10 protein-coding genes and 1 tRNA gene are annotated in these 14809 nt (G+C 50.7%); 2 read left to right on the forward strand and 9 right to left on the reverse strand.

Features of this window, described 5'->3' with window-relative positions:
* Positions 1-28: 28 nt before the first annotated feature.
* The 3 genes from CKV66_RS02050 to pilC form a co-directional block, all read right to left on the reverse strand.
* On the reverse strand, positions 29-478 hold the full coding sequence (locus tag CKV66_RS02050) for an immunity protein YezG family protein (protein WP_085363960.1): 450 nt from the start codon (positions 476-478) through the stop codon (positions 29-31).
* Between the two features lie 240 nt (positions 479-718).
* Positions 719-794, reverse strand: a tRNA-Lys gene (locus tag CKV66_RS02055).
* Between the two features lie 102 nt (positions 795-896).
* Entirely contained in the window at positions 897-4247 is a 3351-nt protein-coding gene (gene pilC / locus CKV66_RS02060) for a PilC family type IV pilus tip adhesin (protein WP_085363961.1), read from the reverse strand.
* 401 nt (positions 4248-4648) lie between these two features.
* On the opposite strand from pilC, the gene carA reads away from it, so the two are divergent.
* The gene (gene carA / locus CKV66_RS02070) at positions 4649-5782 is read left to right on the forward strand and encodes a glutamine-hydrolyzing carbamoyl-phosphate synthase small subunit (RefSeq protein WP_085363981.1); all 1134 of its coding nucleotides are present in this window, start codon (positions 4649-4651) and stop codon (positions 5780-5782) included.
* 497 nt (positions 5783-6279) lie between these two features.
* Here carA and dnaJ read toward each other — a convergent pair whose 3' ends face one another.
* The 6 genes from dnaJ to CKV66_RS02105 all read right to left on the reverse strand — a co-directional run bounded on the left by dnaJ (position 6280) and on the right by CKV66_RS02105 (position 13379).
* On the reverse strand, positions 6280-7410 hold the full coding sequence (gene dnaJ / locus CKV66_RS02080) for a molecular chaperone DnaJ (RefSeq protein WP_085363963.1): 1131 nt from the start codon (positions 7408-7410) through the stop codon (positions 6280-6282).
* Positions 7411-7616: 206 nt separating this feature from the next.
* A complete protein-coding gene (oppF, locus tag CKV66_RS02085) occupies positions 7617-8603 on the reverse strand; it encodes a murein tripeptide/oligopeptide ABC transporter ATP binding protein OppF (RefSeq protein WP_085363964.1) in 987 nt (328 codons plus the stop codon).
* Positions 8600-9586 carry an oligopeptide ABC transporter ATP-binding protein OppD gene (gene oppD / locus CKV66_RS02090; RefSeq protein WP_004286177.1) on the reverse strand — a complete coding sequence of 329 codons (987 nt, stop codon included), beginning with the start codon at positions 9584-9586 and terminating at the stop codon, positions 8600-8602. The genes oppF and oppD overlap by 4 nt, the downstream gene beginning before the upstream one ends.
* Positions 9587-9653: 67 nt before the next feature.
* Complete coding sequence (gene oppC, locus CKV66_RS02095) at positions 9654-10571, reverse strand: oligopeptide ABC transporter permease OppC (RefSeq protein ID WP_085363965.1); 918 nt, start codon at positions 10569-10571, stop codon at positions 9654-9656.
* An 89-nt stretch (positions 10572-10660) separates the two neighbouring features.
* Positions 10661-11581 (reverse strand): oligopeptide ABC transporter permease OppB, encoded by a 921-nt coding sequence (gene oppB, locus CKV66_RS02100; protein WP_004283974.1) that lies wholly within the window; start codon positions 11579-11581, stop codon positions 10661-10663.
* Positions 11582-11717: 136 nt separating this feature from the next.
* Complete coding sequence (locus CKV66_RS02105) at positions 11718-13379, reverse strand: ABC transporter substrate-binding protein (RefSeq protein ID WP_085363966.1); 1662 nt, start codon at positions 13377-13379, stop codon at positions 11718-11720.
* 382 nt (positions 13380-13761) lie between these two features.
* Between CKV66_RS02105 and bioB the strand changes: the two genes are divergently transcribed.
* Positions 13762-14769 carry a biotin synthase BioB gene (gene bioB, locus CKV66_RS02110; RefSeq protein WP_085363967.1) on the forward strand — a complete coding sequence of 336 codons (1008 nt, stop codon included), beginning with the start codon at positions 13762-13764 and terminating at the stop codon, positions 14767-14769.
* Positions 14770-14809: the final 40 nt, after the last annotated feature.

Consider the following 14809-nt stretch of genomic DNA (forward strand, 5'->3'; position numbering starts at 1 on the left):
CCTCAGGCCGTTTGAAAAAATATTGGGGTTAATCTATATCAGCTTTTTTTAGCCTAACCCTTTCTGCCCATGTTTCTCTAGGTATATGGTAGACATTTTCAGCCTCATCTTTAGTTAAGTCACTTATTCCTCTCATAAAAAGATTCGGCCAGCTGTCATTTTCAGAGATATAGGCAAAACGGATATTAAATTTCCCCGAGTCTGATAAGCTGATATGGCAATGCGTCCATGGTTCTTTTTCTTTAAATGGGGGAAGGCTTCTTATGTTTTCTAATAAATCCAATATATCAGCGGCAGTTTCTGGAGTTTCTCCGAAGCCAAACCATTTAACTTCTCCATTAACAATAAAATCAATCGTATACCCTGAATTTCCATTAAATAATTGTGCATAGTAGTTTATGCATGAAGACTCTTTTGGAAAAAAAGTCCATATTATTTTTGCGATTTTTGTATAAACTTCTTCAATATTTTTGTCCATTTTACTTGATCGAGATTGCCTTTGTTATTGATTGGTTGCGAGGTTATGTTATTTAGAGTGAGGCCGTCTGAAAAAGATTTTTAGCGAAACTCGCAAGGCTTGTTTTGGTGAGCTCACCAAGTTCGCTTTCAGACGGCCTTAATCGAAAAGTAAGGGCATGAGTTTTTAATCCAAAAACTCTTAAAATGACCTAAAAACAAAACAGGCTGCAATTGCTTGCAGCCTGTTTTGTGATTTATCTGGTGGGTCGTGAAGGATTCGAACCTTCGACCAACGGATTAAAAGTCCGCTGCTCTACCAGCTGAGCTAACGACCCGAATAAGAATGGAATTATATAAAACAATCATTCTTACGTCAATCGGTTTATACCATTTCTTTCTCAGAAAAATCAGGAAGCAGATCGAAATAAACTTTCAATCTAGAAAATCTCCCGCCAACTTATGCGTCGTACACTGTTGCAAACCTTACCGTCAACTTCCAAAGTCTCTTGGTCGGTTTTTAGGATAAAGCGTTTGCCTTTTTTAGAGAAACAGTGGTTTTTAGGGGCACCGCCACCTCCTTCATTTAACGGCTTATCAGTGCCTGTTCCGCCACTGTCTCCATCGGCGGTAACAGAGTAATCGCCTGCGCGTGTACCATCAACATAATTGAAATTGATAATACCCGAGTATCGCATACCGGCAGCTATGGCATTAGGATCATCGGCTTTCTGAATAAACTTGATATGCGCATCTGCTTTGGAAACTTTTCCTCCGGTTGCGGCGTTTAAAGCCAATACCCAGCTTGAGCTGTCGGTTTTGCTGTTGGTTACCGTCGGCAAACACAGGTCGCCGTCGGCTGATCTTGTGGTGGTTGTTTGCGAATGGTAAATGCGGGTGCTGATGAAAGCACTTCTAAGAACCATGGTCGGCTTAACTACAACACGCTCGCCATCTCCAGCGCCGAGATTAACTTTCCATCCTTTGTGTGTTTGGGGGTTGAACGGCTTGTTAGTTACTTCGCGAAGATTGCCATTTACGGTTAATTCTTGCTGCAACAATTGGTCGGACTTCACTTCTTGAGCCTGCTGGCTAACATCATCATAAATGCCGTATACGGCCTGTTGGGCTTTGCTGTCCCGGTCATCTTGGTAAAGCTCGCTACCCGTGCCGAAAATCACGACATATTTATCTTTACCCATGCGGGAAACAGCAGGTGCCGAAGTAATGGGTTGGTCGGTAGAGCCTTGATAAATCCGGTTGGCTTTCCATTGGTTCGGATTATCACGCAAGTCAAAACGGTACATATTGCCGCGATAATCTCCGGCATAGGCAATATCGATTACACCGTCAAAATCGGTATCCACCAGGGTTGGGCTGGATAATCCCCCCATGGTATTTGGAATAACAATTTTTTCGATTACTTCACCTTTGGTGCCTTTAGCTTGTCCGCTGCGGGCATTTTGTCCGAGCATATTGTAAATGTATAAGGCTGTTTCTTGGTTTTTGCCTTTCTGATCGGAATAGCCGTTTGCCAAAAAGCCTGCGTAAACCACATCTTCGTTAATATCCACTTTCTGATTGGTGCGTTGCAACGCTACGCGCCCGATTTGCGGCGTGCCTACGGTATAGCCGAGTTGGTTATTGACACCTTTGGCTGTTTCAAATAAAGGTACGGTATTAATCCAATCGTTAGCGGGGCTATCAATGCCTGTAAGTCTGTTTGTTCCGCGGTCATAACCGCCGATATTGAGGGCGTATGCACCGCGGCCTCCCTGACCCATGGCGCCAAATAAGAACGCATGGCTTTGGTTGTTTTCAGGTGCGGTGCGGCGTAAAACCAATCCACCATTGATTAAATAATGATGTGGTTGGATTTTTTTGCCGTAGTCTTTATGGGCAACATCTTTTAGCAACCGCCCCATGGTGTTGCCAGCTTCGCGATCTGCACCCGCGGGGATATAGCTGAGTTTCAAGCTATACGGATGCTGCTGGTTATGCGCTTGAAACAAGTGCACCATGCCGTCATTCGCGGCGGTAACCAGATATTTTTGGCGGTTATCTACCAAGTCTCCAATCGTTAAAATCGGGGTATCTAAAATATCTCCCAAATTGCGTTGGTTGCCCGAATCGTTTGCGTTGGTATTGGCAGAGCTGGCCGCGTCTGTCGGGCGGATCCGATAAGGCTGGCTGAAGTTTGAGGTTTTGGCATGAGCAGATAAGGCATTGTCGTCTTGGGCGCGGGTTATCCACGGAATCAATGCTTCACGCCATTCGTTTGCAGGTGCGGTTTCGGGAAGGTTAAACATTCCGTTGTTGCCGTTTTCGATATTGTCTGCCCAGTAAATTTCTCTACCGCCGGCTGTTCCGATAGGGCGGCCTAAGTTAATCAGCGTTTTGCGTTCGCTAAACAAAGGCTCTTTAGTTTGAGCAGTATTCAGTTTTCCTTCGGAGTTTACATCGAAGAATTTAATCCGGCTGCTCCATGAGGCGGTATTCACATCAACAATGGCGGCAAGGTTGGGTACGCCGCTACCAAATACGGTGGGCGCAACTGTGCCCGTTGCTTTGATGGGTATATTGGCATTGACAATATTAGAGAAAATCGTATCGAATGCGGTAACTAATGATTCTGCATTTTCAGCATCAAAGAAATAAGAAGGTTTGCTGGCTCCGTTTGATAAGTATTTCTTACCTTCATTGGATAAGCTTCCGCCAAAACCTACGGTAAATGTTTCGGCGGTTTGTTTGGAATAATCCTCAGGGTCATCGGGATGTCCGTCCCAATGCCGTTCTTGGTATGTATTAGAAGGGTTTCTATCTCCGGCTTTTTTAAAGTCTTTGGTTGCCAGAGTTTCGCTGAACCAGCGTAAGCCCGTATCCCTATCCCAAAATTCGTCCCAAGATTCAGATATATGCGGTGTGTTTTGATAATATCTAAATGCAGGGAGCCCACCTTCTTTATATCCGAAATAATGATCATTAATAAAATTAGGAGTATAAGGAGTATCAGGTCTATTGGTATGTAAGCGAATCGGGTTGCGTGGACTAGGTGAAAATACCCCTCCCTGTTTCCCATAATTGTTCAGTAGATTTTTGGGGGTCGGAGATTTTCCGCGAATCGCAGGAGATGTTCTACTATTGAAAGAAACAGTAAATTGAGGATTCACTGTATAATAAGGTTCATAATAAGGCCTAACGTGACCGGGATAATTTTCATAATACAAAGATTTTAAATCAGGTAAATAGTCATAAGGCTGACGCATCTTATAGCTCTCATTGGCATCGCCATCCGACATCACAACAATATAGTTTTTCTGACAGCGATAGAGAGTGTTGTCCATAACCGTTTTGGCCGTGTTATAGTAGGCCAAGGTTGTCGGTGTCGGGCCGTCTGTTTTTAATCTCCCAACCTTATTTTTCATCTGAGCATAAGTAATATAACCGTTCGTATTCAAGTCGGTATCATTCAGCGTATGCAGACCCCATTTGAACTTATCCTGATATTTGTCTAAAACCTGGTTCAAGGCTCTTTTGGTAATATCCATACGGGATCTGCCGGCAGCGGCTTTATTCTCACTTGCAACCTCCCATTCCATACTGCGCGAATCGTCAATCAAAAACATAACCTGAGATTTGACTTTTGATTCTGCAACCGAATTTTCGTTTTGCAGGTGGAGGGGGGTATCGGCAAATTCAGCATGGGCTTCGATGCTGAAAAGCATCAATGCCGAAGCAATGGTGCGGGCGATAGGACGGAGTTTGCTGTGATGAGTATTGTTTTTTTTCATAATGTGCCATCTTTCAACAGTTTTTATTGATCTGTTTGTTAGATATCTTTTTGTTGTTTTGATTTTGATATCATCATTTTAGCATCGAAAGCTTCATATAGGATATTTTTGATATTATTTCTTTGTTTATAGTGATGATTGATATGATGTAAATGAAACATTTCCCAAAGTTACCGCTCGCGAGGGATTTGTTTTTCGTCTTGAAAAAATAAGGGGGTTCGCTTAGAATGTATTGCTTCTGAGGCAACTTCGAGTATGCCTTAAAAAGCACGTAACACGGATGAGGCATCTGTGCGGCGTGTTTTTTTTTACCTAATATTGAGTGCAGAGGCCGTCTGAAATGATGGCTGTTTACGTTCAGACGGCCTTTGGAAAACCAGCAGATACGATAGGAAATCATGATGACAACACCCGCAATCTTAGTGCTTGCCGACGGCAGTGTATTCCACGGAACGTCGGTGGGGTTTAACGGTACGACTTCCGGCGAAGTGGTGTTCAATACTTCCATGACCGGTTATCAGGAAATCCTTACCGACCCTTCTTACCGCAAACAAATCGTTACCCTGACTTATCCGCACATCGGCAATACCGGCACCAACGGCGAAGATACCGAAAGCACCGCCGTTCATGCCGCCGGTTTGATTATCCGCGACCTGCCGCTTCTGCACAGCAATTTCCGCAGCAGCGAGAGTTTGCAGGAATATTTGGTTCGTAACCAAACCGTTGCGATTGCCGACATCGATACCCGACGCCTCACCCGCATCTTGCGCGACAAAGGTGCGCAGGCCGGTGCGATTTTGACCGGTGCGGACGCTACCGAGGAAAAAGCGCGTGAATTGATTGCGGCATTCGGCAGCATGGTCGGCAAAGATTTGGCGAAAGAAGTCACTTGCGGCGAATCTTATGAATGGACGGAAGGCGAATGGAAGCTGGGCAAAGGTTTTGTAACGCCGTCTGAACAGCTGTTCCATGTGGTTGCTTACGATTTCGGCGTGAAAACCAATATTTTGCGTATGTTGGCCGAGCGCGGCTGCCGTTTGACCGTCGTGCCTGCGCAAACGCTGGCGAAAGATGTATTGGCGATGAACCCTGACGGTGTGTTTCTTTCCAACGGCCCCGGCGACCCTGAGCCGTGCGATTATGCGATTGCGGCGGTAAAAGAACTGTTGGAAAGCAAAAAACCGCTGTTCGGCATTTGCTTGGGACATCAATTGTTGGGCTTGGCTGTCGGCGGCAAGACACGCAAAATGACGTTCGGTCATCACGGCGGCAATCATCCTGTGCAAGACTTGGAAAGCGGTAAGGTGATGATTACCAGCCAAAACCACGGTTTTGAGGTGGATGCGGAAACTTTGCCGGCCAATGTGAAAGTGACCCACCGCTCGCTGTTTGACGGTTCGTTGCAAGGCATTGAGTTGACCGACCGTGCGGTGTTCAGCTTCCAAGGCCACCCTGAAGCCAGCCCCGGCCCGCATGATGTGGCTTATCTTTTTGATAAATTTATCGACAATATGAAGGCGGAGAAAGCTGCGTAAGTTTTTGGCAAAGCTCGCTTTCAGACGGCCTAATGGTTTGGTTGAACAGCCGAATGCTTGAATAGAGCGTTCGGCTGTTTTTCGATGGCGGTGGATATTTGATGGGCAGGAAAGATGATGGTGCGTGTGTTTGAGGCCGTCTGAACATTCAGACGGCCTGTTGTGTGTGTGAACCAGACGGATTGAGACCTTTGCAAAACCCCATCTGCGGCGCATTTCTGCGTTGTGCGTTTATGCCCTAAGGGTACTGCTCGCTCGTTTGCTTATCTATCTGATATGTCTGCACTCGCTGCGCTGCTACGCCTTGAACTGCATCCACATCTGAGGGTTTTGCAAATGCCTCGGATTAGGTCTCAAGCTGGGCTTGGGTATTCGGGCGGCGGACATATGGCCGGACAAAAGCAGTGATGAAAAATCCCCTTCGGCATCGGAAGCCGAAGGGGATTTCGTTTCAGGCTTGTTCAGCGGTTGAGGCCGTCTGAAAAAGCGTTGGCTTATCAATCGAAAATATCGCGCACTTTGTCGAAGAATGATTTTTGACGCGGTGTTTGCGAGCGCTCCATGCCGGTGGAGATTTTTTCAAACTCTTCCAACAGCTCTTTTTGGCGGTCGGTGAGGTTGACGGGGGTTTCCACAACCACGTGGCAATACAGGTCGCCTACGGCGCTGGAGCGCAGTGATTTGATGCCTTTGCCTTTGACGCGCATACGGCGGCCGGTTTGGGTTTCTTTCGGAATGCTCAGTTTGACTTTGCCGTCGAGCGTGGGCACTTCCACTTCGCCGCCGAGTGCGGCAATGGCAAAGCTGATGGGCATTTCGCAGTGCAGATCCAAGCCGTTGCGCTCGAAGGTTTTGTGTTCTTTCACATGAACGACAACGTATAAATCGCCGCTGGGTGCGCCGTGCATACCCGGTTCGCCTTCTCCGCTGAGACGGATGCGTTGGCCGTCGTCGATGCCGGCAGGGATGTTGACTTCAACCGTTTTGGTGGTTTTTACGCGGCCTTCGCCACGGCATTTGACGCAGGGGTCTTTGATTTCTTTGCCTGTGCCGTGACAGGTGGGGCAGGTTTGCTGCATCTGGAAAATGGCTTGGCGCACATGGATGGTGCCTGTGCCGTGACAGGTGGAGCAGGTGGTTGCCGAGGTGCCGGGTTTGGCGCCGCTGCCGTGGCAGACATCACACTCTTCGTAAGTGGGAATGGTGATGCGTTTTTTGATGCCTTTTGCGGCTTCTTCGAGTGTGATTTCTACGGCGTATTGGAGATCCGCGCCCTGATAGTTGGGCTGACGGCCTCCTGCCGTACCGCCGAACATTTGGCTGAAAATGTCGCCGAAGTCGAAGCCTTGCGCGCCGCCGAATCCGCCAAAACCGCCACCGAAGCCGCCGCCGCCCATATTGGGATCGACGCCGGCATGGCCGTATTGGTCGTATGCGCTGCGTTTTTGTTTGTCGGACAAAATATCGTAGGCTTTTTGGATTTCTTTAAATTTTTCCTCCGCTTCGGCGTTGCCGGGGTTGCGGTCGGGGTGGTATTTCATGGCGAGTTTGCGGTAGGCTTTTTTGATTTCGTCATCGCTTGCACTACGGGCTACGCCGAGGGTTTCGTAGAAGTCTTTGCTGCTCATAATCTTTGTTGGTAAGGGTATGTGAAAATTGGCGTATAGATAGGGGCGGCTTGCGAAAACTCAAGAGTGGCAACGGGTTAAAAGTGTATCTTTAAGCAAGTGGGCCGCATGATGAGTTTTTTATGCGGGCTTGCCCGACTATCTTGGATTTCAATGGGATGGAGGCCGTCTGAAAAAACTTATTCAGACGGCCTTTATAGCGGTTTTTAACAGGTTGTGGTTTTCAAACAGGCTACGGTATGGGTGGATGTGCCTTGCAGCACGGGTTTGGTTTCGGCGCAGCCGTTGTCGGCCTGCGGGCAGCGTGTGCGGAATACACAGCCGCTGGGCGGGTTGATGGGGCTGGGCAGGTCGCCGGGGAGCAGTTGGATGGTTTTGTTGCGTTCGGCTTCGGGGTCGGGCTGTGGCACGGCGGACATCAGGGCTTGTGTGTAGGGGTGGGCGGGGGTGCCGTACACTTCGTGATCGGTGCCGAGTTCGATGGCATTGCCCAGATACATCACCAGCACGCGGTCGGAAATGTGTTTGACTACCGATAAATCGTGGGCGATGAAAATCAGGGTCAGCCCCATTTCTTTTTGCACTTCTTTCAACAGGTTGACGACTTGTGCCTGAATAGAAACGTCGAGTGCGGAAACGGGTTCGTCGCAAATAATCAGCTTGGGTTTCAGAATCAGGGCGCGGGCGATGCCGATGCGCTGGCATTGGCCGCCTGAAAATTCGTGCGGGTAGCGGTTGATGAGGTTGGGCAGCAGGCCGACTTTGGCCATCATGTCTTTGACCTGTTGTTCGATGTCGGCTTTTTTGAGCTTGGGGTAAAAGGTTTTCAGCGGTTCGGCGATGATGTCGCCGACGGTCATGCGCGGGTTGAGCGAGGCCAGCGGGTCTTGGAAAATCATTTGGATTTCACGGCGTTTCAGGCGCATGGCGGCGGGGGAAAGTGCGGTTAAGTCTTCGCCCTGCCAGATGATGTTGCCGCTTTTGGCTTTGACGAGGCCGATGATGGCGCGGGCAAGGGTGGATTTGCCGCAGCCGGATTCGCCGACGACACCGAGTGTTTCGCCGGCTTGAAGGTCGAAGGATACGCCGTTGACGGCTTTTAAGGTGGTGGGTTTTTGCCAAAACCAAGCGTTGTCGGCTTTAACGTCGAAGGTAACGTGTAAATCGCGTACGGATAATAGGGTTTCGCTCATGCCTGTGCTCCCTGTAAATATTCAGACGGCCTGTGGCAGGCGCGTTTGCGGTGATCGTGCAGGATTTCTAATGCCGGTGCTTCGCGGCGGCAGATGTCTTCGACGTGCAGGCAGCGGTTTTGGAAGGGGCAGCCGGGCGGCAGGCTGGTGAGGTTGGGCGGGTTGCCGGGAATGGTGGACAGGATGTCGGCGGTTTCGTCCATGCGCGGCACGGCACCGAGCAGGCCGATGGTGTAGGGGTGACTGGGGCGGTAGAAGATGTCGTCCACTTTGCCGTATTCCATGGTGCGGCCGGCATACATCACCAACACTTGGTCGCAAATGCCGGCGACCACGCCTAAATCGTGGGTAATCATGATGATGGTGGTGCCGAAATCGCGTTTCAAATCATTGAGCAACGCCATGATTTGCGCCTGCACGGTAACGTCGAGCGCGGTGGTGGGTTCGTCGGCAATCAACAGTTTGGGGCGGCACAACAAGGCCATGGCAATCATCACGCGCTGGCGCATGCCGCCTGAAAATTCGTGCGGATACATGCCGATGCGTTTTTTGGCTTCGGGGATTTTCACGGCTTCGAGCATACGCACGGATTCGGCCCATGCTTCGCTTTTGCCCATGCCTTTGTGCAGGCGCAGCACTTCGCTAAGCTGGTCGCCCACGCGCATATAGGGGTTGAGCGAGGTCATCGGGTCTTGGAAAATCATGGCGATTTGCTCGGCGCGGATTTTATTCAGCTCTTTAACGGGCAGGCCAAGGATTTCGCGGCCGTTAAACAAGGCCGAACCTGAGGTTTGGCCGTTTTTGGCCAGCAAGCCCATGATGGCGAAGGCGGTTTGCGATTTGCCGGAGCCGGATTCTCCGACGATGCCCAGCGTTTCACCTTCGTGCAGATCGAAATTGAGTTTGTTGACCGCGGTAACGAGGCCGTCTTCGGTTTTGAAGCGGACTTCGAGGTCTTTTACTTGCAGTAAGGGTGTGCTCATTGTTTTTTCCTTTTCAGACGGCCTCAAGCATCAAGAGGCCGTCTGAAAATATTAATTTTTCTTGGGTTTATCTGTCTTTCGGGTCTAACGCGTCGCGCAGGCCGTCGCCGATGAAGTTAAAGCAGAACAGCGTAACCACCAAAAACACGGCGGGCACGAGCAGCTGCCACGGCGCAATCTGCATGGTGTTCGCACCGTCTTGCAGCATCGCGCCCCAGCTTGTCATCGGCTCTTGCACGCCCAAGCCCAAGAAACTTAAAAACGATTCAAACAGAATCATGCCCGGCACCAGCAGCGAGGCGTAAACCACCACCACGCCCAGCACGTTGGGCACGATGTGGCGGAACACGATGTGGCGGTTGGATACGCCGCATACATGGGCGGCTTCGATAAATTCTTTACGTTTCAGGCTCAAGGTTTGGCCGCGCACGATCCGCGCCACGTCGAGCCACGACACCATGCCGATGGCCACGAAGATGAATGCCAGATTGCGGCCGAAAAACGTAACCAGCAGAATCACGAAAAACATAAACGGAAACGCGTTCAGAATTTCTAAAAAGCGCATCATCAGCATATCGGTTTTGCCGCCGAAAAAGCCCGACACCGCGCCGTACACCACGCCGATAACCACCGCCACCAGCGCACCGGCCACGCCCACCATCAACGAAATGCGTCCGCCCACGGCCACGCGGGTAAACAGGTCGCGGCCGAGCGAATCGGTGCCGAAATAGTGTTTGTTGGCCCATTCGGGCGGCATCTGCATCGCGCCCCAATCGGTGTGGGCATAGTCGTAAGGCGCAACAAGCGGCGCAATCAATACGAACAGGCAGATCAGCAGCAACACCAGCTCGCTTGCCAGCGCGGCGCGGTTATGGCGGAAACGCCGCCATGCGTCCTGCCACAGGCTGCGGCCTTTTACATCGGGCAGGTTTTGGTCTTCCAAGGCGGCGGCTAATGCGGCTGCCTGTTTTTTACTTACCATCATGGTTGTGTGCCTTATGGTTTTTTTATTGGATAGATCAACACATCAGGCCGTCTGAAAAGCAAGATACGGTTTTCAGACGGCCTCTCAAATCAATAACGGATTTTCGGATCAATCACCGCATACAGAATATCGACCACGGCGTTGAACACAATCGTGAGCACGCCCACCAGAATGGTCAAGCTCAACACCATGCCGTAATCGCGGTTCAGCGCGCCGTTCACAAAAAGCTGGCCGATACCGGGCAGGCCGAAAATGGTTTCAATCACAATCGAGCCGGTGATGATGCCCACAAACGCCGGGCCGAGATAAGAAATCACCGGCAGCATGGCGGGGCGTAAGGCGTGTTTCCACACGATATAGCGGGTAGGCAGCCCTTTGGCGCGGGCGGTGCGGATAAACGGGCTGTTCATCACTTCGATCATCGAGCCGCGCATAATCCGTGCAATGCTCGAAATATAGGCAATCGCCAACGCCGCCACCGGCAGCACCAGATTGCTCACGGCTCCGTCGTTCCAGCCGCCGGCGGGCAACCATTTGAGCCAGATGGCAAAAATCAATACCAGCAGCGGTGCTTTCACAAAGCTGGGAATCACCACGCCCGTCATGGCCACGCCCATGGTGAGGTAGTCGAGCCATGAATTTTGTTTCAAGGCCGCCAGCACGCCGAGCAGCACGCCGACAACCAGCGCGATAATAAAGGCGTAAAGGCCGATTTCGAGCGACACGGGAAAGGCTTGCGAAAGCAGTTCGTTAACCGTGTAGTCTTTGTATTTGAACGACGGCCCAAAATCGCCGTGCGCCAGTTGTTTCAGATAATTGAGGTATTGCAGCCAGATGGGGTCGTTGAGATGGTATTTGGCTTCGATGTTCGCCAGCACCGCGGGCGGCAGGTTGCGCTCGCCGGTAAACGGGCTGCCCGGAGCCAAACGCATCATGAAAAACGATACGGTAATCAGAACCAGCAGCGTGGGTATGGCTTCCAACACGCGCCTGATGATGAATTTCAACATAAGCAAACTCTAACGGTGGTTTGTACTTTCGGCCCGGCCGTTTCAGACGGCCTGTGGTTGTTGTAGATAAACGTGCTTTTCAGGCAAAGGCCGTCTGAAAACAAACAAACTTGTTTTCAGACGGCCTTTTTGGGTTTTAGTGTTTCAGGATTTTCCAGTTTTTGATTTGCCAGTTGTCCATCGGGTCTTTGGTTGAATAGCCGTCAACATAAGGTTTCACCAAACGGGCATTTACATAGTGGAAAACGAAAATGGTTGCCGCATCTTTATCCATCACGGCTTCGGCTTGGCGGTACAGCTCGCCGCGTTGCTCGGGCGTTACATCGCCGCTGAGCGTTTTCAGTATCAGATTGTCGAATTCGGCACTTTGATATTTGCCGTAGTTGCTGCTGTTGTCAGACTTAAACGTGTTCAGGAAAGTTGAAGCTTCGTTGTAGTCGGCACACCAGCCGCCGCGCGCCATTTGGTGTTTTTGGTTGCGACGGGTGTCGAGATAGGTTTTCCACTCTTGGTTCACCAGATTCACGTTCACAAAACCCAATGCCTCTTTCCACAATGCGGCAGCGGCCACGGCATTTTTCTTGTGGTTTTCGTTGGTGTTGTAGAGCAGCTCGAAATTCAAAGGCTTAGACTCGCTGTAACCGGCTTCGGCCAGCAGTTTTTTCGCTTCTTCGATGCGTTTGGCCTTATCCCACGACTTCCATTCCGGCACAAATTCCTTCATGCCTTGGGCGGCAGGCGGCGTGAATTGGTAGGCGGCCGTTTCTCCGCGCCCGATTACTTTATCTACCATGGTTTCGCGGTCTAAAGTGAGTTGCAGCGCCTTGCGCACTTTCACATCGTTAAACGGCGGCTTGGTGTGGTTGAACTCGTAGTAATAGCTGCACAGATAGGGGGCAACTTTCATTTGATCACCCATTTCTTGTTTCAGCGACTTAAACTGCTCGGTCGGAATATCGTTGTAAGTGAGCTCCACTTCGCCGGCTTTGAAGCGGCTCATATCGGTAGGCGGTGAAGAAATCGGCAACAAAGTGGCTTTAGTGATGGTGGTGTTGGCATCGTCGAAATAATTCGGGTTGCGCTCCAACACGATTTGGCTGTTAACGTCCCACGTTTTCACGGTGTAGGGGCCGTTTACCACGATATTGGCGGGAGAAGTCCATTTGTCGCCGAATTTTTCCACCGTGGCTTTATGCACGGGCTTCACAGAAGTGTGAATCAGCATGTCGGGGAAGTAAGGCACCGGCTCTTCCAGCGTGATTTCCAGCGTTTTCGTATCCACGGCTTTCACGCCCAAGCTGTCGGGCTTGGCTTTGCCTTCGATGATTTTGGCGGCATTCAGAACTTTGGCATCAGCCAGATAGCTGGCATAAGGCGATGCGGTGGCCGGGTCGGTAACGCGGCGGAAGCTATATGCGAAATCTTCGGCGGTAACAGGGTCGCCGTTGCTCCATTTGGCATCACGCAGGGTAAATTTCCATACTTTGTTGTCGGCACTTTCCCATTTTTCCGCCATGCCCGGAACGGTGTTGCCGTCGTTATCGGTAGAGGTGAGGCCGACTAAAATTTGGCGTAGAATACCCGATTCGGGTACGCCCGATACTTTGTGCGGATCGAGCGATTCGGGCTCGGCACCGTTGTTGATGACGATTTCTTGTTTTTCAGCCGCCTCGGTGGAAACGGGCGCGGTATTTTGGTTATTCTCCGCGCTGTTTCCGCCGCCGCAAGCCGCCAATCCGAAAGCGGTTGCTACGGCCAACAGCAGGGCTTTTTGCTGAAAAAAGGTGTGTTCTTTCATATTGTTCTCCTTTTAATTCAATTGGTTTTAATCAATAAAACTTTTCAATCGGGTCTATTTTTTTTAATTTAAGTAAAGCTGTCAAGAAAAATTTTACGTTAACATTGTTAACAATACGGCTTCTTTACACGAATGCGCCTGCCGCAAAACCGCTTGTTACAAACGGTGCAACCCGCCTGCCCGCATCATCATCTTCCCGACAGAAGCTGTTGAAGCGGCAGAATATTCCCGTTAAACTGCCCGCACTGCCGAGGCCGTCTGAAAATATTTAAGCCGTTTCAGACGGCATCAACAGGCAAACCGCTGCTGCAAACATTGTGCTTGCAGTTTTGCACGTCAGCGTCATTGCGCCGCTGCGAAACCCGATAAAGAAAGACACGATATGACCGTATCCCCCGTAGCTTTGCGCCGCCAAACCGAGCGCAAGCCCCATGCTACCGCCCAATACTGGCGCAAATGCCAAGTTGAAGAACTGTTTGAAATGCCGTTTTTGGATTTGGTTTACAAAGCCGCCGCCATCCACCGCGAACACTTCAATCCGCAAGAAGTCCAACTTTCCACCCTGCTTTCCATCAAAACCGGCGGCTGCCCCGAAGATTGCGAATACTGCCCGCAATCGGCGCACTACAACACCGGCCTCGAAAAAGCCAAAATGATGGACGTGGAAGAAATCGTCGAAAAAGCCAAAATCGCCAAATCGCGCGGAGCCAGCCGTTTCTGCATGGGCGCGGCGTGGCGCGGCCCCAAACCGAAAGACGTAGAAACCGTGTCGGAAGTCATCAAAGCCGTGAAAGGCTTGGGTTTGGAAACCTGCGGCACTTTTGGCATGCTTGAAGACGGCATGGCCGAAGATTTGAAAAACGCCGGTCTCGACTACTACAACCACAACCTCGACACCGACCCCGACCGCTACAACGACATCATCCACACCCGCCGCCACGAAGACCGCATGGACACGCTGGGCAAAGTGCGCGGCGCAGGTTTGAAAGTGTGCTGCGGCGGCATCGTGGGCATGAACGAAACCCGCCCCGAACGCGCAGGCTTAATCGCCAGCCTCGCCAACCTCGACCCGCAGCCCGAAAGCGTGCCGATTAATCAATTGGTTAAAGTGGAAGGCACGCCGCTGGCCGATGCCGAAGATTTGGATTGGACGGAGTTTGTGCGCACCATCGCCGTCGCCCGCATTACCATGCCGAAAAGCTATGTTCGCCTGTCCGCCGGCCGCACAGCCATGCCCGAAGCCATGCAGGCCATGTGTTTTATGGCAGGCGCAAACTCGATTTTCTACGGCGACAAACTGCTCACCACCGAAAACCCCGAAGAAGACGGCGACCGCGTGTTAATGGAAAAGCTGGATCTGTATCCGTTGCAGCATCAAGCTGATGCTTGATGTTTGATTCACGATTAAAGATTTGCTTTAAACTCATACC

This window comes from Neisseria zoodegmatis (genome assembly GCF_900187305.1).
Classification (GTDB): Bacteria; Pseudomonadota; Gammaproteobacteria; order Burkholderiales; family Neisseriaceae; genus Neisseria; species Neisseria zoodegmatis.

Coding starts and splice junctions, on each gene's coding strand:
- CKV66_RS02050 (WP_085363960.1), bottom strand. CDS start 478: ATGGACAAAAATATTGAAGAAGTTTATACAAAAATCGCAAAAATAATA.
- pilC (WP_085363961.1), bottom strand. CDS start 4,247: ATGAAAAAAAACAATACTCATCACAGCAAACTCCGTCCTATCGCCCGC.
- carA (WP_085363981.1), top strand. CDS start 4,649: ATGACAACACCCGCAATCTTAGTGCTTGCCGACGGCAGTGTATTCCAC.
- dnaJ (WP_085363963.1), bottom strand. CDS start 7,410: ATGAGCAGCAAAGACTTCTACGAAACCCTCGGCGTAGCCCGTAGTGCA.
- oppF (WP_085363964.1), bottom strand. CDS start 8,603: ATGAGCGAAACCCTATTATCCGTACGCGATTTACACGTTACCTTCGAC.
- oppD (WP_004286177.1), bottom strand. CDS start 9,586: ATGAGCACACCCTTACTGCAAGTAAAAGACCTCGAAGTCCGCTTCAAA.
- oppC (WP_085363965.1), bottom strand. CDS start 10,571: ATGATGGTAAGTAAAAAACAGGCAGCCGCATTAGCCGCCGCCTTGGAA.
- oppB (WP_004283974.1), bottom strand. CDS start 11,581: ATGTTGAAATTCATCATCAGGCGCGTGTTGGAAGCCATACCCACGCTG.
- CKV66_RS02105 (WP_085363966.1), bottom strand. CDS start 13,379: ATGAAAGAACACACCTTTTTTCAGCAAAAAGCCCTGCTGTTGGCCGTA.
- bioB (WP_085363967.1), top strand. CDS start 13,762: ATGACCGTATCCCCCGTAGCTTTGCGCCGCCAAACCGAGCGCAAGCCC.